The organism is Variovorax soli (assembly GCF_031454625.1).
Classification (GTDB): Bacteria; Pseudomonadota; Gammaproteobacteria; order Burkholderiales; family Burkholderiaceae_C; genus Variovorax; species Variovorax soli_A.
Window position 1 is genome coordinate 14,607 of record NZ_JAVDRF010000018.1, and the last position, 20,192, is coordinate 34,798.

The window sequence follows — 20,192 nt, forward strand, 5'->3', positions numbered from 1 at the left end:
AGCAAGGGGATGGGATGGCTGGCCGCCCTGCTGGTGCTGGCCTGTTTTCTGGCCTGCTGGCCGGCTGCGGCGCCGGCCCAGTCCGGCAAGGGGGCATCGGTCAGCCAGCTGAAGCTCGAACAGGCGGACGATGGCGTCTACCTCAATGCCCAGGTGCAGTTCGAGCTGCCGAGCCTGGTCGAGGAGGTGCTCGACAAGGGCATCGCCATCTATTTCGTCGCCGAAGCCGAGCTCTCCCGCGAGCGCTGGTACTGGACCGACCAGAAGATCGCCCAGGCCACGCGCCACATGCGGCTCGCTTACCAGCCGCTCACCCGGCGCTGGCGGCTCAATGTCTCTCCGGTGCCGATCACCAATTCGGGCTTCGGCGTGTCGCTGAACCAGAATTTCGATACGCTCTCGGAAGCGCTCGACGGCGTGCGGCGCGTGGCCCGGCTGCGGCTCGGCGACATCTCCGAGATCGGCGACGACGGCCCCCATCTGGTGACCTTCCGCTTCCGCCTCGACACCTCGCAACTGCCGCGGCCCTTTCAGATCGGCGTGGTCGGCCAGGCCGACTGGAACATCTCCGTCGAGCGCAGCGCGCGCTTGTCGCTGGAGAAGATGAAGTGAGCAAGGACACTCAGCCTGGCGTCGGCGGATCGTCGGCGGCAAGCCGCACCCGCGCCAAGCGCTGGGCCATCGGCGTCGGCGCCTTCCTGGTCACGGCCATCGGACTGGTGCTGATGTTCCTGCTCGCACAGTCCACCAACAACCGGGAGCTCTACGAGCGCAACTACGCGCGCCTGTTCGGCATCAACGTGGTGGTGGCGGTGGCACTGTCGCTCGTGCTCGCCTGGGTCGCCTTCCGCCTGCTGCGGCGGCTGCGCCAGGGCAAGTTCGGGAGCCGCCTTCTGATCAAGCTGGCCGCCATCTTCGCGCTCGTGGGTGTGGTTCCCGGTGCGCTGGTGTACGTCGTCTCCTACCAGTTCGTGGCGCGCTCGATCGAGAGCTGGTTCGACGTCAAGGTCGAGGGCGCGCTGGACGCCGGCCTGAACCTGGGACGCGCCACCCTGGACTCGCTGTCGGACGACCTGGTGAGCAAGGTGCGGAGCGCCAGCAACCAGCTCGCCAACGTGCCCGACACCAGCGCGGGGCTGGTGCTCGAACGCATCCGCGACCAGCTGGGCGCTACCGACGTCGTGCTCTGGACCAGCACCGGACAGCTGGTCGCCGGGGCAGGCGCGTCGCGCTTTCAGCTCAATCCCGAGCGGCCCACGCCGCAGCAACTGCGGCAGGTGCGGGCCGACCGCGCCATCGCGCACATCGAGGGACTGGACGAGAGCCCCGCGCCGGGCACCACGGTGCCGCCGCCGGCCACCGTGCGGGCCCTCGCGCTGGTGCAGAGGCCGGGCTTCGACTTCGGCGCCGAGCCGCGCTTCCTCCAGGTCACTCAGCCTCTGCCGCCCGCGGTGGTGGCCAACGCGCTTGCGGTGCAGGAGGCGAATCGCGAGTACCAGGAGCGGGCACTGGCGCGCGAAGGCCTGCGCCGCATGTACATCGGCACGCTGACGCTCACACTGTTTCTCGCCGTGTTCGGTGCGGTGCTGCTCGCGGTGCTGTTCGGTACCCAGCTGGCGCGGCCGCTGCTCGTGCTGGCCGACGGCGTGCGCCAGGTCGCCGGCGGCGACCTGCGGCCCACTGCGGTGGTGCAGGGCAGGGACGAGCTCGGCGGCCTCACCCGATCTTTCGCCGTCATGACGCAGCAGCTGGCCGAGGCGCGTGCCGCGGTCGAGAAGACGCTGGGCGAGCTCGATGCGGCACGCGCCAACCTGCAGACCATCCTCGACAACCTGACCTCGGGCGTGATGGTGCTGGACCCGCGTGGCGTCGTGCTGTCCACCAATCCCGGCGCCACGCGCGTGCTGCGCGCGCCGCTCGCGGCCTACGAAGGTCAGCGGCTGGTCGATGTGCCGGGGCTGGCCGAGTTCGGCCAGGCGGTGCAGCAGCAGTTCGACGAATTCGAGGTCGAGCGCCTGCAGCATGGTCTCGATCATTGGCAGCATGCCTTCGAGCTGCACACCAGCGGCGAAGGGCTGTCGCAGGACGCTGTCAACATCGTCGCGCGCGGCGCCCAGCTGCCGGGCGAGGCGCGGCTTCTGGTCTTCGACGACATCTCCGAGATCGTCTCCGCCCAGCGCGCCCAAGCCTGGGGCGAAGTGGCGCGGCGCCTGGCGCACGAGATCAAGAACCCGCTGACGCCGATCCAGCTCTCGGCCGAGCGCCTCGAGATGAAGCTCAGCGGCAAGGTCGCGCCCGCCGAGGAGGCGGTGCTGACCAAGTCGGTCCGGACCATCGTCGACCAGGTCGACGCGATGAAGCGGCTGGTCAACGAGTTCCGCGACTATGCGCGGCTACCGGCCGCAGACCTCAAGGCGGTCGATCTCAATGCGCTGGTCGCCGATGTGCTCCAGCTCTACGCCGGTGAAAACGCGCCGATCGCCCTGCGCTGCGAACTCGATGAGCGCTGCCCGCCGATACGCGGCGATGCGCAGCAGATCCGCCAGGTGATTCACAACCTGTTGCAGAACGCCCAGGACGCGGCCGAGGCAGCGGCCCACGGGAGCGGCCGCCCTGGAGAAGTCGTCATCCGGACGCGCCTTGCCGACTCGGGCCAGCGTGTGCGGCTCACGGTGCAGGACAGCGGCCCCGGCTTCGCCGAGAACATCCTGAAGCGCGCCTTCGAGCCCTACGTCACGACCAAGACCAAAGGCACCGGCCTTGGCCTCGCGGTCGTCAAGAAGATTGCCGACGAGCACGGCGCCCGCATCGAACTTTCCAACCGCGTCGTGGACGGGGCTGTGGCAGGCGCACAAGTCTCGCTATCATTCGCGTTGGCTGGCGAGGCGCAGGGAGCGCTTGCTCACGCCAAAGACTCGACTTCGCACGTCGCCTGAGCGTTTGCATCTGCGGCAGCGTGGTCTGCAAGCGAAACCAACCCGTAGCGGCGAATAACACAAGCATTCATGGCAAACATCCTCGTGGTCGACGACGAGCTGGGCATTCGGGACCTGCTCTTCGAAATTCTGAACGACGAAGGCCACAACGTCGAGCTCGCGGAAAACGCGGCCGAGGCCCGGGCCGCCCGGCAGCGCGCGCGTCCCGATCTCGTTCTGCTCGACATCTGGATGCCGGACACCGACGGCGTCACGCTGCTCAAGGAATGGTCCACCGCAGGCCTTTTGAGCATGCCCGTCATCATGATGAGCGGCCACGCGACCATCGACACCGCGGTCGATGCCACCCGCATCGGCGCCTTTGCCTTTCTCGAGAAGCCCATCACCCTGCAGAAGCTGCTGAAGGCGGTCGAGCAGGGATTGGCGCGCGAGAACGCGCGCCGCGCCGCGGCCAGCGTGGTGCCCACCACCGCAAACAATCTCGCCACCGTGGTCACCACGATGGGGGAAAACGCGCTGGTTCCTGCGGCGCCGCAAGGCCCCGCGATCGAGACCGGCCCGCAGGCCATGCAGAGCTTCGATCTCGACCGGCCCCTGCGCGATGCACGTGATGGCTTCGAGAAGGCTTACTTCGAATTCCATCTCGCGATGGAGAATGGATCGATGACCCGCGTGGCCGAGAAAACCGGCCTCGAGCGCACCCATCTCTATCGCAAGTTGAAGCAACTCGGCGTTGATCTGTCGAGGGGGCGCCGCGGCACTGTATAATCGCAGGCTGCACACGAGGCCCGGTAGCGCAGTTGAGTCGAATGACACCAACTGCTTCATCTGCGGTCTTGGCGTACAAGGCCCGGTAGCTCAGTTGGTAGAGCAGCGGATTGAAAATCCGCGTGTCGGTGGTTCGATTCCGCCCCAGGCCACCACTACTTTTATACTAATTTCCCTCTCAGGCTACACGCCGTCCTTCGCTGACGGTGGACGCGGAACGCTGTAGCCCGCCGGATTTCCGATCCAAGCTTGCAGGGATTCCGAAGTCCATGCTGGAGCGCGCCACGCCGCCCAGCGCCGCGAACGATCTGGTGTGGGCGTCGACTCACGCCGGTACTTCGGTGTCTCGTTTATCGGTGCGCGCAGCCACTTGGAGACCGTGTTGCGCGACAGCCCCGTCATGCGCGCTCTCGCGCTCCGACAGCTTGTCCCTCACGTGCAGCCGTCGGATCCTGCTAATCATGTCCATGGTGATCACTCCTCGAACCCCACTGCTTAAATAAACAGCCGGGTAGGTTGAACACCTGGCTCATTTTTGCTTCGGCACTACCTACAAAACTGGCTCAGTTTCCGGTCGGCGCCAACACCCCCGTAGTTCTTTTCGAGCACGGGCAGGGCCATGGCCCCTGACGCTCGATGGCCTTGCTGGCCATCTCATGTGACAACGAATGTCACTTCTTGCCGGTGTGTGTCCCTTGCAAATCCGTGCAATGCATCCATCGGTTTTACGGATTTCGATGCATGAAGCGGTCGAAGCGAACGGCACGGACTTTGCGGAATAGTTCCTTTACGTACTCGCAAACAAGTGACACATCTCCCGAACGGCGAGAAGAACGCCTCCCTGCTGGATCGCCGCACTTTCTTTATCGGCACCGCAAGCGCCCTGGTTCTGGGCACGACGGCTTGCGGTGGAGAAGGCGGAGGTTTTTCGCCAACGGGCGGCGCCATCGGCCAGCAGCCGCCGCCGCAACCGCGGACATCGGGTGCTGCCTCCGGTACCGTCGGCGCGGTCGATAGCCCTGACACCGCCGCGCCCGAGCCGTCGACCCCTGCTGCGGAAGTGCGCAAAATCACGCACCCTGGGCTACTGGTCACGGAGACCGACCTGAAGCGCATCCGGGACAAGCTTGCCGCCAACGAGCAGCTCTGGGTTGACGGCTGGGGCATGCTGCTCAACAGTGGCCGCTCCCAGCTCAACGCGACCCCGCGCCCTCTGGCGACCGTGATACGCGGCGTCGATGGCCAGAACTTCGGCCAGATGATCGTCGACATGCAGCGCGCTCTTCACCTCGCACTGCGCTGGAAGATCACGAACGACGACGACTACGCCAGAAAGTCGGTGGAGTTTCTCAACGCATGGTCTTCGACCTTGACCGCATTGGGCGGCAATTCGAACGTCTTTCTCGCCTCAGGCCTCTACGGCTTCCAGTGGGCCAACGCCGCGGAACTGATGCGGACCTATACCGGCTGGGCGAAGGAGGACGTCGCCCGCTTCCAGGCGATGCTGCTGAAGGTGTTCTACCCGTTGTGCCACGACTTCCTGCTCGATCACAACGGCACGGAGGCAAGAAAGGTCACCCACTACTGGGCCAACTGGGACCTGTGCAACATCTGCTCCGTCTATGCGATCGGCGTGTTCTGCGACCGGTCCGATCTGACAGCAGAAGCGATCAACTACTACAAGACCGGCCGCGGCAACGGCGCGAGCGCCAGCAACGTCTACTACGTGCATCCCGGCTATTTGGGGCAATGGCAGGAAAGCCATCGCGACCAGGGGCACTCGACCCTGGGCATCTCCCTGGCGGGCGCGTTGTGCGAGATGGCTTGGAACCAGGGCGAAGACCTCTACGGGTACTGGAACAACCGGCTGCTGGCCGGAGCGGAGTACGTCGCCAAGACGAACCTGGCGGACGCCAACGGCAACGCCTTGTTCACGATGCCGTTTGCCCCTTACACAGGCGTCTTCGGATCTGCCACCGAGGCGGCGGGCACGGGCAGCCTGCGGCCTTGCTGGGAACTCGTCTACAACCACTACGTGAACCGCAAGGGCCTCTCGGCACCGTGGACCAAGGCGGTCGTCGACAAGGTGCGGCCGGAACGCGCCGACGGCGGCGACCAGCCAGGGCTGGGCACGCTGCTCTATGCGCGCGATCCGGTCCCTGCCGCGAAACCCAGCGGGCTGAGCGCATTCCTTAACAATGGGAAGGTGCAGCTGTCGTGGTGGGGCAGCGCCCGCGCTTCTCACTACCTCGTGCAGCGGGCGGCGTCGCCTGACGGCCCGTTCACGACCCTCTCGCCAGTCGCCGACCCGCGTACCTTCACCGACGATCCGGGCCAGGGCACCTGGTACTACCGGATCGACGCTGTGATCGATGCGGGCGAACTCGCCGGCGCGGACATCCTGCGCGTGGCCGTCCCCGGCGAGCTGTGGCTGCACCTGCCGCTCAACGGTGACGCCAACGATGCCAGCGGCCATGGCCTGCATGCCCAGCTGAGAGGCGGCACGAGCTGGGGCGAAGGACGCGCCGGCGGCAGCGCCGTGCAGCTCGACGGCCGCAGCGGTCACGTCACGCTGCCGGATGGGGCCGTCTCGGCCCTGGGCGATTTCACGGTTGCGGTGTGGATCTACTGGGATGTCTCGGCGGTCAACGTGCGCATCTTCGATTTCGGCTCCAACGACGTGGCTTACATGGGGCTCGTCCCGCGCGATGGCAAAGACCAATTGCGCTTCATGGTCTCGCGCAATCAGTTCTGGAGCGAAGAGTCCGTGTCCGCCAGCGTGCTGCCCACACGACGCTGGGTGCATGTAGCGGTCACGCTCTCGGGCACCCAGGGCACTCTCTACGTGGACGGCTCGCCGGTCGCCGCCGAGAACGGCATCTGGATCACGCCCTTCCAGCTGGGCCGCACCACGCAGACCTGGCTGGGCCGCTCCCAGTACGGCGGCGATCCGTTTTTCAAGGGCCGCATGCAGGACTTCCGCATCTACAGCGGTGCGCAGGACGCGGCCTTCATCGCGGACCTCGCTCGCTGACCGCCATCGGGCAGCTGCGCTGCCTTCGACCCCGAACCAATGCCGGCGTGCGCCTCGTCGGGCGCGCCGGTGCTTCCTTCGACTGACCAGACTTCTCTCATGAACATTCTTTCTCGACGATGCACTTGCGCACTGATGACTTCGCTGCTGCTTTTCGGCTGTGGCGGTGGAGGTGGAGGCGGCAGCGGGGCCGGCCTTGCGGCGGTCGGCAATCCGATGGGCCAGGCGGGCAGCGGCGGCCAATCCAATGCCGACCAGCGCAGTGGCGGCCAAGGCGGCAGTGACAGCGCCACCGGAGGTGGTACACCGACCAGTGACGGCACCGCGGGCAATCCGAACGGCGGCGCTGCACCCGTCCCAGCGTCGGCCGCCCTGGTCGCGAAGCTCGGCAAGCCCTCCCGGGTGCTGGTCGGCCTGGGCGCTACTTCCATCGACGACATGAAGGGCCAGGACATCCACGCCGACATCGTCGAGCGCTATCTGGTAGGTGTCGGCCCGGGATCCTGGCCCACGTGGAACAGTCCCGATGGGGCCTACGTCACCTTCACCGCGCAGGCCGCCCAGGCCTACGATGCGGTTCCCATGTTCACGCTCTACCAGATGACGGCGAACGGCGAGGGCAATCTGAGCGGCATCAGCGATGAGACTTTCATGGTCAAGTACTGGGGACAGGTCCGGCTGATGTACCAGCGCATCGCGGAGCTGGGCAAGCCCGCTCTGGTCAATGTGGAGCCGGACTTCTGGGGCTTCGCCGCGTCGCAGGCGCCCGGTCGCGATCTGACGAAGATGGCCGCCGCCGTGAGCGGCCAGGCGGAATGCAGCACGCTGCCCGACACCGTCGCAGGCCTCGGCCAATGCTTCGTGCAGATGGGGCGGAAGGTCGCGCCGAAGGCGCTGATCGGGTTCCCGCCAGCCTTCTGGAACGGCACGCCCCTGGAGGTCGCTGCGATGATGCGGGCCGCCGGTGCGAACCAGGCAGACTTCATCGTCGCCCAGACCAGCGACCGCGACGCGGGCTGCCGGGAGGCTGCATCGCCGCCGCCGGAATGTCAGAACGGAAGCGCTCCGTTCTATTGGGACGCAAGCAACAAGACCAGCCCGAACTTCCACGATTCCCAGAAACAGTATTCGGACTACCGCACGGCCCTGGGCAACGGCCTGCCGATCCTGTGGTGGCAGACGCCGATGGGCGTGCCTTCCGACACGCCCGGCGGCACCAACCAGCACTACCGCGACAACCACGTCGACTACATGCTGACCAACACCCAGGAGTACGGCGACATGCACACCTTCGGGATCGTCTTCAGCGCGGGTGCGGGCAGCCAGACCTCGATCAGCACGGATGGCGGCCAGTTCGCGCGCCTTTCAGCGCAGTACCTCGCGCGAGGCGGCGCTGCGTTGAAGTAGCGGCTTCCTGTCTCCGCTACCGCGCGGTGGCACCGCCATCGACAGGGATGATCGCACCGGTCATGTAGCTGGAAGCGGGCGAGGCCAGCAGCAAGGCCAGTCCCTTGATCTCCTCGATCTGGGCGACCCGGCCGAGAGGAATGTAGGTCCGCATCCGCTCGGCCGACTCGGGAAGACGCAGGCGCCCGCCGTTGATGTTCGTGGCGAAGGGGCCGGGTGCAATGGCATTCACCAGCACGTTGTGCGGCGCCAGCTCGATGGCAGCCTGCCTGACCAGGTTGTTCGCCGCCGCCTTGGAGGTGACGTAGGCGTACCCGGACAGCGATTCCGAGCGCAGGCCAGCGATCGACGTGGTCACGACGATGCGCCCCTCCCGGCGAGGCTTCATGTGCCGCGCCGCCGCGCGCACGGTGTGCAGGACGCCGTCGAGGTTGATGCGCAAGACCTTGTCCCAGGCTGCGAGGTCGATGTTCTCCAGCTGGCCCGCCTCCACGACGAAGCCGCGTCCGGCGCTGATGCCCGCATTCGCGAACACGCAGTCGATGGCGCCATGGCGCGAGGCCATGTCGTCCACCAGCGTATCCACGGCCACGGCGTCGGCGACGTCCAGCGTCGCACCTTCCACCAGCGGGTAGCGTGACTTCAGGTTTCGCACCTGAGTGTCCAGCGCCTGCGCATCCATGTCCGTCATGAGCGTGCGCGCGCCGGCTTCCAGCATCGTCTCGGCGAATGCCAGGCCGAGGCCGCTGGCGGCACCCGTGACCAGGACGCTGCGCCCCGTGAGGTCGAAGAGGGAAGCCAGGCTCATGATGCCTCCGCGCTCTTCTTCGCCGGGAGCAAGGTCTCCCAGTGCTCGGCCGCCTCGATCATGTAGTGGACCGTCAGCACGACCTTCTTGAAAAGCCATTGGCCGTCGACTCGCACGTAGGTGTCGTCGAACCGGCCCACCACGTAGAAGCTCTTTCCGCCGTGCACGGGGCGGCCGTCCAGGTAGGAGTGGCCGGTTCCCGTGTCGCCGTCGACGCTCACCTCGTGCTGATGGATGAACTGCCGTGCGTACTGCACGGGAAAGTTCTCGAAGAACGTGCGGATGGCTTCGCGCCCGAACACCTCGGGGCGTCCGTTGTAGATGATGCTGGCGTCCTGCGCGAACAGTTCATGCAGGCGCGGGCCCTGATCCTCGTTGACAAGCATGTGATAGCGCCCGCGCAGGGCGCGGATCGCTTCCACGCTTTCGAGTTCGTCGACACGGTGCTGCAAGGCCTGCAAGCGCTGCGCGATCTGCGTAAGCGTGTCGTTGGGTTCTGTGTTCATTCAAAGTCTCCTGAAGATCGGCCGATGCCCCTGGGGCCCCCGGTCCGGTGTGGCAGTGAAAGAAAAATGTTCGGCACCCGCAGGTGCGGCAACGCGGCAGCTTGATTCCATCTGCGCATGCTGCTTGCCGGAGTCGTCGAGGATCGCATTCATGCGCCTTTCGACCGAGCCGCCTGTATGGGCGTGCGGAATCACGTAGAAGTGGCCCGCGCGGATGGCTGCCAGCGTCGCTGCGGCGACGTCCGTCGCATCGATCGGAGATGCCGCCATGCCCTGGCGGACCCGTTCGTCATAGGCCGCTGCGGGTGCGACGGTGTCGGCAAGGGCGCTCGGCCGATTGCGATGCGACTCATGAATGCCGGTGGGCAGCAGCGAAGGGCAGACAACGGTCACGCCGATCGGCGCGCCGGCCAGCTCCAGGTCGCGCGCGAGGCATTCCGAGAAGGCCACCACCGCATGCTTGCTGGCGCTGTACACGGCGGAGCCTGCCAGCGTGGCGAGCCCGGCGGCGGACGCCGTATTGATCACATGGGCGGGCTGGCCGCGCGCGCGCATGCGCGGAACGAAGCTGCGCACCCCGTTGGCGACGCCCAGAACGTTGACGCCCAGCACCCATTGCCAGTCTGCCTCGGTGGCGGTCCAGGCCGGTCCGAGCATGGCGACGCCCGCGTTGTTGAACAGCCAGTCGATGCCCCCGAAACGGTCCTCGCAGGCCTGGGCGAAGGCCTCGACATCGCCGGCGCGACTCACGTCGCATCTTTGCGCAAGCGTCGGCACGCCCATCGACCGAACCAGCGCCTCGGTGGCCGCCAGCGCCTGCACCTCGACGTCGGCGAGCGCCACGGCCATGCCCTCGCCCGCGCAGTCAAGGGCCAGCGCGCGGCCGACGCCGCTGCCCGCGCCGGTCACCGCGGCTGTGGCGGGCGTGGCCGGTGTGAACGGCCCGGTCATTCCAGCGTCACCCCGCCCGCACGCAAGACTTCCGTCCACTTGACGGCCTCGCGGCCCACGTAGTTCTGGAACTCGGCATGCGGCATGTCGATGATGAAGCTTCCCACCGAGTCGAGGGAGCTCCTGACCTCTTGTGTGCGCAAGGTTTCCGAGGCCTCCGCGGACAACCGCTTCACGATGTGATCCGGCGTCTTCGCAGGCGCGAAGAGCCCGCCCCAGCTCAGCGATTCGACGCCAGCAAAGCCGGCTTCGGCCATGGTCGGAACCTCCGGCAGCATCGGCATGCGCTGGCCGCGCGTGACCGCCAGGGCGCGCAGCTTTCCGTTGCGGATGTGCGGCGCCGAGGTCTGGACGAAGTCGAACATCGCATCGACGTTGCCCGAGACGAGATCGATCAATGCGGCCGAGCTGGCCTTGTACGGAACGTGGGTGAAGCGCGTGCCGGTGCGTGTCTGCAGCAGCTCCAGGCACAGGTGTCCCGACGTGCCGTTGCCGCCCGACCCGAAGTTGAGCTTGCCCGGATTCTTCCTGGCGAGCTCGACCAGTTCGGCCACCGAGCCGATGCCGAGTCTCGGGTTGACCACCAGGACGTTCGCGTTGCCCGACAGGCCATGGACGGCCACGAAGTCTTTCACGGGGTCGTAGCGGATCGTCTTGTACAGCGCGCTGTTGGTGCCCTGGGTGCCTTGCGTGCCCAGAAGCAGCGTGTAGCCGTCGGGCGGTGCGCGCGAAACGAACTCGGCCCCGATCGATCCGCTGACGCCGACCTTGTTGTCGATCACGAAGGGCTGGCCCAGGCGGGCGCCGAGCACGCGCGCGATCACCCGGGCCTGCTGGTCGACGACGCTGCCGGCCGAGAAGGGAACCACGAGGGTGATGGGCCTGGCGGGGTAGGGTTCCTGGGCGCGCAACACCGGAGCCAGCGAAAGCAGGCCAGTAGCGACGGAGAATTTCCGGCGGTTGAGGCTCATCTGTGTGTCTCCGGGGATCAGTTCTTGCTGAGTATTTCGGACCACTGGCCGTGGCCTGCCAACACATCGCTGCCTTCCAGATCGACCTCGAAGTTCTACAGCACGCGGCATACCAGCATGTAGTAGCCGATCGTGATCACGATCTCCATCAGCTGCTGCGGCGGCAGTTGCGCGGACAGCGCATCGAACATTCCGGGCGGCGCCTTGACCTGGCGCACCACCGCATCCGTGAAGTCGAGCGCACGGCATTCGAGGCTGTCGAACGGGTGCCTGGCGACGCTGCCTTGCGGGTGGTCGAGCACCGCTTCGACCTGGACGGATGGCACGCCCGCCTGTGCAGCCACGCGCCGATGCTGGGTCACCTCGTAGGTGGAGCCGCACAGCGCGCCGACCCGCAGGATCACCAGCTCGCGCAGCCTCACGGGCAGCGAGGCGCGCCGCAGGATGCTGGAGCCGAGGGCCAGGAAGCCCTGCGCGGTGGCACCGCCGTGAGCGACCATGCGGTAGATGTTGAGCGGAGGGCGCCCTTCCAGCAACGCGTGAAGTTCCGCGGGTGCCTCGGCCATGTCGAAGTAGGGAATGCGAGCCATGAGATTTCAATCGAGTCGGATGCCAGCGGCGCGAATCACGTCGCGCCACCTGATGGTTTCACTGCGTGCGAAGTCGGCCAGCGCCTGGGGCGTGCCGCCCTGGGGCTCGATCGTCAGTTCGCGCATGCGATCGGCCACCGCCGCGGTCTGCAGCGCCCGATTCACTTCCTGGTTGAGCCTTTCGATGATCGGCGGCGGCGTAGCACTCGGTGCCCACAGGCCGCCCCAGGCCGCGATCTCGCAGTCCGGCAGGCCCAGTTCCTCGAAGGTCGGCACCTGCGCGAGGAGCGGCAGCCGGTTGCGCGATGTGACGGCCAGCGGGCGGATCTTCTCGCTCCGGATGTACGCGAGGTCGCCCGCCACGTTGTCGAAGATCGCCGGCACCTGCCCGCCGAGCACATCGGTGAGCGCCGGAGCGCTGCCCTTGTACGGAATGTGCGCGAGCTGCACCCTGGCCGCCCGATGGAGCAGCATCAGAGAGAGGTGACCGCTGGTGGCGTTGCCGGGCGTGGCCACGGCGATCCGCCCGGGGGCTGACCGGGCCATGGCGAGGAAGGTGTTCAAGTCGCGCGCTTCGAAGGCCGGGTTGACGCAGAGCACGTTGTAGACCTTGCCTTCGAGCGCGATGGGCGCGAAATCCTTCACCGGGTCGTAGTCCAGCTTCGGATAGAGGCTGACGTTCATCGCGTGGGTCGCGTTGCTGCCGTAGAAGAGCGTGTAGCCGTCGGGCGCGCTGCGCGCCGCGACCGCGGCCGCGATATTTCCGGAGGCACCCGGCCTGTTGTCGACGATCACCGGCTGGGCCAGCTGCCGTGCCAGCTGGTCGGCCAGGCGGCGCGAGGACTGGTCGGCCGATCCTCCTGCCGGAAAGCCTACGACCAGGCGCAAGGGGCGGCTGGGATAGGCATCGTCGGGGGCGGCGGTGGCAGCGCCCAGGTGCGGCGCCGCGACGGCGCAGGCGGCTGCCTGGAGGAATCGGCGTCGTTGCAGCGTCTGCATGGCCGCTTTCAGGCGCTGGGCGCGGCGATGCCGCCGGTCAGGCCGCCGTCGACGACCAGCGCATGGCCGTTCACGTAGGAGGCCTCGTGCGACATCAGGAACAGGGCCGCGTAGGCCACTTCCCAGCCCGTGCCCTGGCGGCCGAAAGGCAGCGGCATCGCGAGGCGGTCGGACCTGCGGCGTGTCGCTGCGCGGCCGATGGGCGTGTCCATCAGGCCGGGCAGGATGCTGTTGCAGCGCACGCCCTTGGACTGCCCCGCCATCGCCATCGAGCGCGCCAGCGACACCTGGGCGGCCTTGGTCGTTTCGTAGGCCGGATTGAAGCTGGAGTTGCGCAGCGCGGCGATCGAGGAAAGCAGCACGATGGAGCCTCCGGGCGCCATGTGCCGCAATGCCTGCTGCCCGAACAGCATGCACGAGCGCACGTTGGTGGCGTGCTCCCGGTCCCAGGCTTCGGCGGTTTGGTTGTCCAGCGACAGCCCGCTGGCCACGCCCACCACCATCACCAGGCCGTCCAGTCCGCCCATGTTGCGCACCGCGCGCTCCACCGTCGAAGCGGCCGCATCCGGCTGCGCGACATCGGCCACCTCGGCATGGGCCGTCGCTCCCGATGCGCGCACCAGGTCGCAGGTCTGCTGCAGCGAGGCGGGATTGATGTCCACGCAGGTCAGCATCGCTCCCTCGTGGGCGAACAGCAAGGAGATCGCCCGTCCGTTTCCGACGGGGGGAGCGGGGTCGTCGATGTCGCGTTGACCCGCGCCGACCACCAGAATCCGCCGTTCCTCGAGGCGTCCCGCTGAGGGTCGGAGGTCGCCGAGTGCTTCAGCGAAGAGCTGAAGCCCGGGCTGGATGGCTGACGAGGACATGCATGTTCCTTCTTGGGCGTCTGGTGTGGCCATGGTTCGATTTTGGAAACGTTTCCGAAATGGTGAAAACCCTCACTTGCTGTCACCTAAGATGCACCTCATCCTCTTGCCCGAAAGGGAATGTCCGTCCGAATGAATGCAGGAAAACAGAAGATCGATCTGCGTGACGTGGCGCGGTTGGCGGGCGTCTCGCTGGGCAGCGCGTCCCGGGCGATGAACGGCGCCGGTGCTTCGGCGGCCACGCAGGAAAAGGTCAATCAGGCGGCAGCGGCGCTGGGTTACCGCCCCAACCACGCGGCACGGGTGCTGCGTTCGCGGCTCAGCCGCACAGTCGGGTGCCTGCTGCCCGACATCTCGAACCCGTTGTATGCCCAGGTGTTCCGCGCCCTGGAGGACGAGTTCCTTCGGCACGACTATCTCCTGCTCCTGGCCAACGGGGCCAATGACGTCGACCGTGAAACGAAGGCGCTGGAAACGTTCACGCAGCGGGGCATGGACGGCGTGATCCTTGCGCCCGGCAACGAGCGCAACCCGGCGCTGGTGGAGGCGCTGCGGCTGCTGCCCATGCCGGCCGTCGTGTTCGACCGCGAAGTCAGCGGTGGCCACGATGCCGTGCTCATCGACCACGCGGGCGGCGTGCGCAGCATGGTCGAGCGCCTGCTCGGCCTGGGGCACCGCAACATCGCCCTCGTTCTCTGGCAGGGCGACACACGGCCGGTGCGCCGCCGCGTGCAGGGCTTTCGCACGGCGTACCAGGCCGCGGGCCTGCCCGTGCCCGACCTGCTGGTGCAGGCGCGCAGCGTCACGGCCTCGGTCAACGCAGAGGTCACCGAGTTGCTCGGCCGACCGAATCGGCCGAGTGCGCTCATCGTGCAGGGCACCCACATGCTCAACAGCGCGCTGCGCGCGATCTCTGCCCGAGGGCTTCAGGTGCCGCGCGACATCTCGGTGGTCGCCATCGGCGACACGCCCTTTGCTGCCGAGCACGACCCTGCAGTGAGCGTGCTCGACATCGACCAGGCCGAAACTGCGCGCTGGCTGGTCGACCTGCTGCTCACCCGGATCGCCGAGAACGGGCTGCCTCGACGAAAGGCCCGCATCGGGCTGCGGTATGTAGAGCGCGACTCGGTGGCCCCGCCTGCGCCAGCCTCGTGTTGAACCTGGCTGTCAGACCGCCGCATCGCCGCGGTATTCCCGGCCGAGCACATCCACCAGTTCGGCGACCGTCGGCACGGCGCGAACGCCGGACACCGAATGGCCAGCGCTCCAGATGTCGGTCCAACGCTGGCTGGGCGCCGCATTGGCTCCGCCGCCGTAGCGTCTTCTCGCTTCCTCCACCGAAATACTCTCGTCGAGGCGCGCGATGTCGATGCCCAGCCTGCGCGCCGAAGGCGCGAGAAAGCTGGCCGGCAAGCCGGTGAAGCCGCGCGTGAGCAGCACGTCGTCCATCGAGCTGTCGACCAGCATCCGCCGGTATTCGTCGCTCGCGAGGCTCTCCTGCGTGGCGATGAAGCGGGTGCCCATGATGCCGAGGTCGCAGCCGAGGGCTCGTGCGGCACGCAGGGCCACGCCGTCCGTCAGGCCGCCGGCCAGCGCGATGGGCCCGTCGAACATGTGGCGCACCGCGCGCACGAAGGCGAAGGGGTTCGCCCAGCCGGTATGGCCGCCCGCACCCGCGGTGAGCAGCACGAGGCCATCCACGCCCGACTCGATGGCGCGCACGGCATGGTGCAGCGAGGCCACGTCGGCGAACACGCGGCAGCCGCAGTCGTGCAGGCGCGGCACCACCGCGGCGGGCGATCCGACGCTGGTGATCACCAGCTGCGCGCGGTGGCGGGCGATCAGCTCGACCTCGGCCATCACCCTGGCGGGGTCGCGCCGCATGATGAGGTTGGGGCAATACGGCGCCGTGCGTTCGGGCGCGGCGGCGGCTTCCTCGTCCAGCCGGGCGAGCCAGGCATCGAATTCCTCGAGCGTCTGGCAGTTGGCCGTCGGAAAGGCGCCGATCACGCCCGCCGCGCAAACGGCGGACACCCAGTCGATGCCCGAGACCCGCAGCATGGGCGCGGCGATGAGGGGCAGAGCGAGGCGGTTCAGGAAGGGGAGTGCATGGGTCATGGCTGCGCGGTCGATGTGTTCAGGTGCGCCAGGGCGGCGCGTGTTTGCCGGATGAGCTCTTCGACGATCGCGGCGAGGGGTTCCGTGCGCGTGGCAAAGCCGATGGCCGGCCCCAGGGAAAGCATGCCGCCGCGCCAGTCGCCGCCGCCGTAGCAGCGGTCGCGCGCCACGCGGCTGTCGAGCAGGCTGCCGAATGCGGCATGGTCGGCCGCGCCGGCGCGCTCGATGGTGTCGACCTCCGCGGCTGTGTCGTTGCGCAGCACGCGCCAGGTGTTGCCCAGCGTGTGCAGCAGGCGCACGGTGCTGTGCTCGTCGCAGCCCAGCAGGTGTTTCTTGTAGGCCGCATGGGCGGAGACCTCCTCGCTCACGAGGAAGCGGCTTCCCATCAGAACGCCATCGGCGCCGAGCGCGAATGCAGCGGCCAGCTGGCTGCCATGGCCGATGCCTCCACCCAGGACCAAGGGAACGTGGAACTGCCCGCGCGCCGCGGCCAGCGCGCCCATCAGCATGGTGGGCAGCTCGTTGGCGCCGGGGTGCCCGCCTTCCTCCATGCCGACCAGCGCGACCGCGTCGGCGCCGGCAGCCTGGGCAGCGAGGGCATGCCGCACGCTCGATGCCTTGTGGATCACGATGCCGCCGCACGCGTGGATGGCCTGGATCAGTGCATCCGGCGCGTAGCCCGCAGTCTCGAAGTGGCGCACGCCATGGGCCAGCGCGGTCTCCAGCGAGGCTTGGACCCCGGCGTTCGCCTGCGGGCGCGCCGACAGCGTGAGGTTGACGCCGAAGGGGCGGCCCTCGGTGATGTCGCTGCAGCGCTGCAGCTGCTCGCGCAGCGCAGCCTCGCCGTCGAAGGAGCGCGGGGTGATGAAGCCCATGCACCTCGCATTGGTCAGCGCGCCCACGTAGCGGGCATCCGAGAGCCACATCAACCCGCCGCCGAGGATGGGGTAGGCGAGGCCGAAGAGCCGCGTCAAGCGGGTGGACAGCGGCGGCTGGCTCACAGCTGCTGCTGCCGCACGTTGTCCAGGCCGGGCGCATCGCCCAGCGCCGCGGGATCGACGCCCGCGAGCGGCACCGGGAAGCGCACCAGCGACAGCAGGTCCGTGCCGTTGATAAGGCCGCGCCGTGCGAACTGCGGCAGGGCTGCCAGCTCGGCGGGCGCCACCACGGGCGCGACGGGCAGATCGTTGCGCGCGAGCGTCTCGAAGGCCTCCGTCGAATCACGCTCGGCGAGCTGCCGCGCGATGCGGTCGTTGATGGCCTGGGCCTGCTTCTTGCGCGCGCCCAGCGTCCGGTAGGCCTCGCCCGCGAAGTCGCCCATGTCGAGCACCTTGCAAAGGCGCGCCCAGAAATGGTCTTCCAGCGCCGCGATGCTCAGGTACTGCGCGTCGCGGCAGCGGAAGCTGCCATACGCGGGCTTCACCTGCGTGGCTGCGCGCTGGCGCTCGAGGCTGCTCGCGCCATCGGCGCGGTAGGCACCCAGGCGCGGATTCATCCAATGCAGCACGCAGTCGGCCAGCGCCACGTCCAGGTGCTGGCCCCGGCCCGTGCGGTCGCGCTGCAGCAGCGCCGCCAGCGTGGACGACAGCGCGTACATCGACCCGCACAGGTCCGCGACCGGCAGGCCGAAGTTCTGCGTGGGAGGCCCGCTCGGCTCGCCGGAAACCGCCAGCGCCCCCGCAGCGGCGAGGTAGTTGATGTCGTGTCCGGGCAGATGGGCCCAGGGGCCCTCCTGCCCGTAGCCGCTGAGCGAGACGTACACGAGGCGCGGGAAGCCTTCCCGCAAGCTGGCGTAGTCCAGGCCGAGGCGCGTCATCACGCCGGGGCGGTAGGACTCCACCAGGACGTCGGCTTGCGCCACCAGTTCGCGCACACGGGCGCGCTGTGCCTCGTCCTTCAGGTCCACCAGAAGGCTGAGCTTGCCTCGGTTGACCGCTTCGAAGCCGCCCGGCCCCATGCGCCGCGCGTTGTCCCCGCCGGGCGGGCGCTCGATCTTGATGACGCGCGCGCCCATCTCCGCCAGGTTCTGCGTGAAGAACGGTCCGGGCAGCAACTCGCTGAAGTCGAGGACGGTGATGCCCGCAAGCGGGCCGGAGGCGCTCATGCTGCGCTTCGCTCGACGACCACCGCATCCAGCGGCAGGGCGCCTTCGCCCTCGGCGCCGACCCAGATCGGGTTGAGATCCATCTCTTCGATGCGCGCCGCGTTCGCCATCACGAACTCGGACACGCCCAGCAGCAAGCGTTCCAGCGCGGGCACGTCGGCCACCGGCCGGCCGCGCGCGCCGGCGAGCACGGGGAAGCAGCGGATCTCGCGCACCATGGACGCGGCATCAGCCGGGCTCAGCGGCAGCAGGCGGCGCGTGACGTCCCGCAGGATCTCCACATAGACCCCGCCCAGGCCGAAGGTCATCACATGTCCGAACACCGGGTCTCGCGTGACGCCGGCCATCAGCTCGACGCCGCCGCCAGGCGCCATCTTCTCGATCAGCAGTCCGTCGATGGCGGCGCCGGGCTTGTGCTGCCTGGCCGACGCCATGATGTCGTCCCACGCCAGCTCCACCTGCGCGCCGTCCGAGATGCCGACCCGGACGCCGCCGATGTCCGACTTGTGCAGGATGTCGGGGCTCGCGATTTTTGCGACCACCGGGTAGCCCATGCCGTCGGCAAGCTGGCGCGCTTCGTCCCGGGTGCGTGCCACGGCCACGGGCAGCAGCGGGATGCCGGCCTGTGCCAGCAGGGCCTTCGCCTGCAGTTCCGACAGGCTGCGAACGGCACCGGCCGGTGCCGAGGGCGCGGCAACCGGCAGGCGGCGGATCGGGCGGCCCGCCGCGCCGCGGTGCTGTCGGCCCCATTCGGTCCAGCGCCTGATCGCGGCGATCGCCTTGCCGATCGAGCGTGGCGGGGCGAATCCTGCCGCCACCAGCATGCGGTATCCCTCGCCCAGCCGGTCGCTCATCCAGATCGGGACGATGGGACTTTGCACGCGCTTTTGCGCGGCGATGATGGTTTGCGCCATGCGGATGGTGGTCTCGCCGTAGTCCAGCGCGATCGGCGCGATCACGCAGCCCAGGTTCGGGTCTGCGGCGACTGCGCCCAGCGTGCTTTCGATGAGATCGGCGTCGCTGAGGACGGCGGCCGTCGTGTCGACCGGGTTGTTGACCGCCGCGTAGTCGGGCAGCTTGCTGCGAAGCAGCGCGGTGGTCTCGGGGGCGAATTCGGCCAGCGTGAGCCCGGCGGTTCCTACCGCGTCGGCAGTCAGGGCCGTGGTGCCACCCGACGAGCAGTAGACGCCGATCGCTTCGCGCTCGCCAGGCATGGCGCGCGCGAAGAGCCAGGCCGTGTCCACCAGCTCGTCGATGTCGTCGACCTCGATCACCCCGTACTGGCGGAACACCGCGCTGTTGACTTCGGCCGAGCCCGTCAGCGATGCGGTGTGCGACTGCGCGGCGCGCTGGCCGTACTCGGATTTGCCGACCTTCAGCGCGATCACCGGCTTGCCGTTGTCCGCGGCACATTGCAACGCCGCCAGGAAGCGCGGGCCGTCCTTGATGCCCTCCAGCAGGGTCACGATCACCTTGATGTCCGGTGCGGTCGCCATGTAGTGGATGAAGTCCGCCACCTGCAGGTCCACCTCGTTGCCGGTGGAGGCCCACAGGCCGATGCCGATCCCGCGCTCCATGGCCTGCATCACGTTGCGACCCAATCCGCCGCCTTGCGTGGCCAGGCCGATCGGGCCCTTGACCAGGTCGTGCGGAAACGATGGCGAGAAGGTCATGCCCAGGCGCTGGTTGACGTTGGTCAGGCCGGGGCAGTTCGGGCCGTAGATGCGCATGCCGGCCTGCTCGGCAATCTCCTTGAGCCGGGCCTGTGCCCGCTCGCCCTCGGCGCCGGCCTCGCCGAAGCCGGAGGTGAGAATGATGGCGAAGGGCACGCGCCTGGCCGCGCATTCCTCCATCACGGCGATGACGCCCGATGCTGGCACTGCGATGACGGCGACGTCAGGGGTCTGCGGCAGCGAGGCGATGCTGGGCCAGCAGCGCTGGCCGCGCAGTTCGGTGCGGGTGGGATTGACCAGGTAGAGCTCGCCGTCGATCTGCGAGTGGTCGAGCAGGTTGCTCAGGGTGCGCCCGCCGATGCTCTGCGGCCGCTCGGACGCGCCGATTAGGGCGATGGAGCGCGGACGGATGAGGCGTGACAGGTCGGTGCTGAAGGCCGGATGGGTCATGCTGTGCAACT

At 68.0% G+C, this 20,192-nt stretch carries 17 protein-coding genes, 1 tRNA gene and 1 pseudogene; 7 read left to right on the forward strand and 12 right to left on the reverse strand.

Annotated elements, in window-relative coordinates:
* Nucleotides 1-9: 9 nt before the first annotated feature.
* The 4 genes from J2739_RS26515 (at nt 10) to J2739_RS26530 (ending at nt 3,859) form a co-directional block, all read left to right on the forward strand.
* Nucleotides 10-612, forward strand: coding sequence for a DUF4390 domain-containing protein (locus tag J2739_RS26515; protein ID WP_309907297.1), 603 nt, complete (start codon nt 10-12; stop codon nt 610-612).
* A complete protein-coding gene (locus J2739_RS26520) occupies nt 609-2,936 on the forward strand; it encodes a sensor histidine kinase (RefSeq protein ID WP_309907299.1) in 2,328 nt (775 codons plus the stop codon). Before J2739_RS26515 ends, J2739_RS26520 begins: the two co-directional genes overlap by 4 nt.
* Nucleotides 2,937-3,005: 69 nt before the next feature.
* Nucleotides 3,006-3,704, forward strand: a complete 699-nt coding sequence (locus J2739_RS26525; RefSeq protein ID WP_309907301.1) for a response regulator — start codon at nt 3,006-3,008, stop codon at nt 3,702-3,704.
* Between the two features lie 79 nt (nt 3,705-3,783).
* A tRNA-Phe gene (locus tag J2739_RS26530) sits at nt 3,784-3,859 on the forward strand.
* A gap of 160 nt (nt 3,860-4,019) precedes the next feature.
* Here the strand turns inward: J2739_RS26530 and J2739_RS27955 are convergent.
* A pseudogene (locus tag J2739_RS27955) lies at nt 4,020-4,173 on the reverse strand (IS21 family transposase); the annotation flags it as partial.
* A gap of 591 nt (nt 4,174-4,764) precedes the next feature.
* Here J2739_RS27955 and J2739_RS26535 point away from each other — a divergent pair.
* Both J2739_RS26535 and J2739_RS26540 read left to right on the forward strand, forming a co-directional pair.
* A complete protein-coding gene (locus J2739_RS26535; protein ID WP_309907303.1) occupies nt 4,765-6,738 on the forward strand; it encodes a LamG-like jellyroll fold domain-containing protein in 1,974 nt (657 codons plus the stop codon).
* A gap of 99 nt (nt 6,739-6,837) precedes the next feature.
* Nucleotides 6,838-8,145: a hypothetical protein gene (locus tag J2739_RS26540; protein WP_309907305.1), complete on the forward strand. Its 1,308-nt coding sequence runs from the start codon at nt 6,838-6,840 to the stop codon at nt 8,143-8,145.
* A 16-nt stretch (nt 8,146-8,161) separates the two neighbouring features.
* On the opposite strand, the gene J2739_RS26545 is transcribed toward J2739_RS26540, so the two are convergent.
* The 7 genes from J2739_RS26545 to J2739_RS26575 all read right to left on the reverse strand — a co-directional run bounded on the left by J2739_RS26545 (nt 8,162) and on the right by J2739_RS26575 (nt 13,836).
* A complete protein-coding gene (locus J2739_RS26545) occupies nt 8,162-8,953 on the reverse strand; it encodes an SDR family NAD(P)-dependent oxidoreductase (RefSeq protein ID WP_309907307.1) in 792 nt (263 codons plus the stop codon).
* Nucleotides 8,950-9,459 (reverse strand): nuclear transport factor 2 family protein, encoded by a 510-nt coding sequence (locus tag J2739_RS26550; RefSeq protein ID WP_309907309.1) that lies wholly within the window; start codon nt 9,457-9,459, stop codon nt 8,950-8,952. Before J2739_RS26550 ends, J2739_RS26545 begins: the two co-directional genes overlap by 4 nt.
* A complete protein-coding gene (locus J2739_RS26555; RefSeq protein WP_309907310.1) occupies nt 9,460-10,410 on the reverse strand; it encodes an SDR family NAD(P)-dependent oxidoreductase in 951 nt (316 codons plus the stop codon).
* A complete protein-coding gene (locus J2739_RS26560) occupies nt 10,407-11,381 on the reverse strand; it encodes a Bug family tripartite tricarboxylate transporter substrate binding protein (protein ID WP_309907312.1) in 975 nt (324 codons plus the stop codon). The genes J2739_RS26555 and J2739_RS26560 overlap by 4 nt, the downstream gene beginning before the upstream one ends.
* Before the next feature lie 95 nt (nt 11,382-11,476).
* Nucleotides 11,477-11,971 carry a carboxymuconolactone decarboxylase family protein gene (locus J2739_RS26565; protein ID WP_309907314.1) on the reverse strand — a complete coding sequence of 165 codons (495 nt, stop codon included), beginning with the start codon at nt 11,969-11,971 and terminating at the stop codon, nt 11,477-11,479.
* Between the two features lie 6 nt (nt 11,972-11,977).
* Nucleotides 11,978-12,970 carry a Bug family tripartite tricarboxylate transporter substrate binding protein gene (locus tag J2739_RS26570; protein WP_309907316.1) on the reverse strand — a complete coding sequence of 331 codons (993 nt, stop codon included), beginning with the start codon at nt 12,968-12,970 and terminating at the stop codon, nt 11,978-11,980.
* An 8-nt stretch (nt 12,971-12,978) separates the two neighbouring features.
* A complete protein-coding gene (locus J2739_RS26575) occupies nt 12,979-13,836 on the reverse strand; it encodes an SDR family NAD(P)-dependent oxidoreductase (RefSeq protein WP_309907318.1) in 858 nt (285 codons plus the stop codon).
* A 132-nt stretch (nt 13,837-13,968) separates the two neighbouring features.
* Between J2739_RS26575 and J2739_RS26580 the strand changes: the two genes are divergently transcribed.
* The gene (locus J2739_RS26580; protein WP_309907320.1) at nt 13,969-14,994 is read left to right on the forward strand and encodes a LacI family DNA-binding transcriptional regulator; all 1,026 of its coding nucleotides are present in this window, start codon (nt 13,969-13,971) and stop codon (nt 14,992-14,994) included.
* Nucleotides 14,995-15,003: 9 nt separating this feature from the next.
* Here the strand turns inward: J2739_RS26580 and J2739_RS26585 are convergent, their stop codons facing one another.
* From J2739_RS26585 to J2739_RS26600, 4 genes are read right to left on the reverse strand one after another with little or no spacing between them, the layout of a single operon-like run.
* Nucleotides 15,004-15,954 carry an NAD(P)H-dependent flavin oxidoreductase gene (locus J2739_RS26585; RefSeq protein ID WP_309907322.1) on the reverse strand — a complete coding sequence of 317 codons (951 nt, stop codon included), beginning with the start codon at nt 15,952-15,954 and terminating at the stop codon, nt 15,004-15,006.
* Nucleotides 15,951-16,955 (reverse strand): NAD(P)H-dependent flavin oxidoreductase, encoded by a 1,005-nt coding sequence (locus J2739_RS26590; RefSeq protein WP_309907324.1) that lies wholly within the window; start codon nt 16,953-16,955, stop codon nt 15,951-15,953. Before J2739_RS26590 ends, J2739_RS26585 begins: the two co-directional genes overlap by 4 nt.
* A complete protein-coding gene (locus J2739_RS26595; protein WP_309907326.1) occupies nt 16,952-18,058 on the reverse strand; it encodes a CaiB/BaiF CoA transferase family protein in 1,107 nt (368 codons plus the stop codon). Before J2739_RS26595 ends, J2739_RS26590 begins: the two co-directional genes overlap by 4 nt.
* Nucleotides 18,055-20,181, reverse strand: a complete 2,127-nt coding sequence (locus J2739_RS26600) for an acetate--CoA ligase family protein (protein ID WP_309907328.1) — start codon at nt 20,179-20,181, stop codon at nt 18,055-18,057. The genes J2739_RS26595 and J2739_RS26600 overlap by 4 nt, the downstream gene beginning before the upstream one ends.
* Nucleotides 20,182-20,192 lie beyond the last annotated feature (11 nt).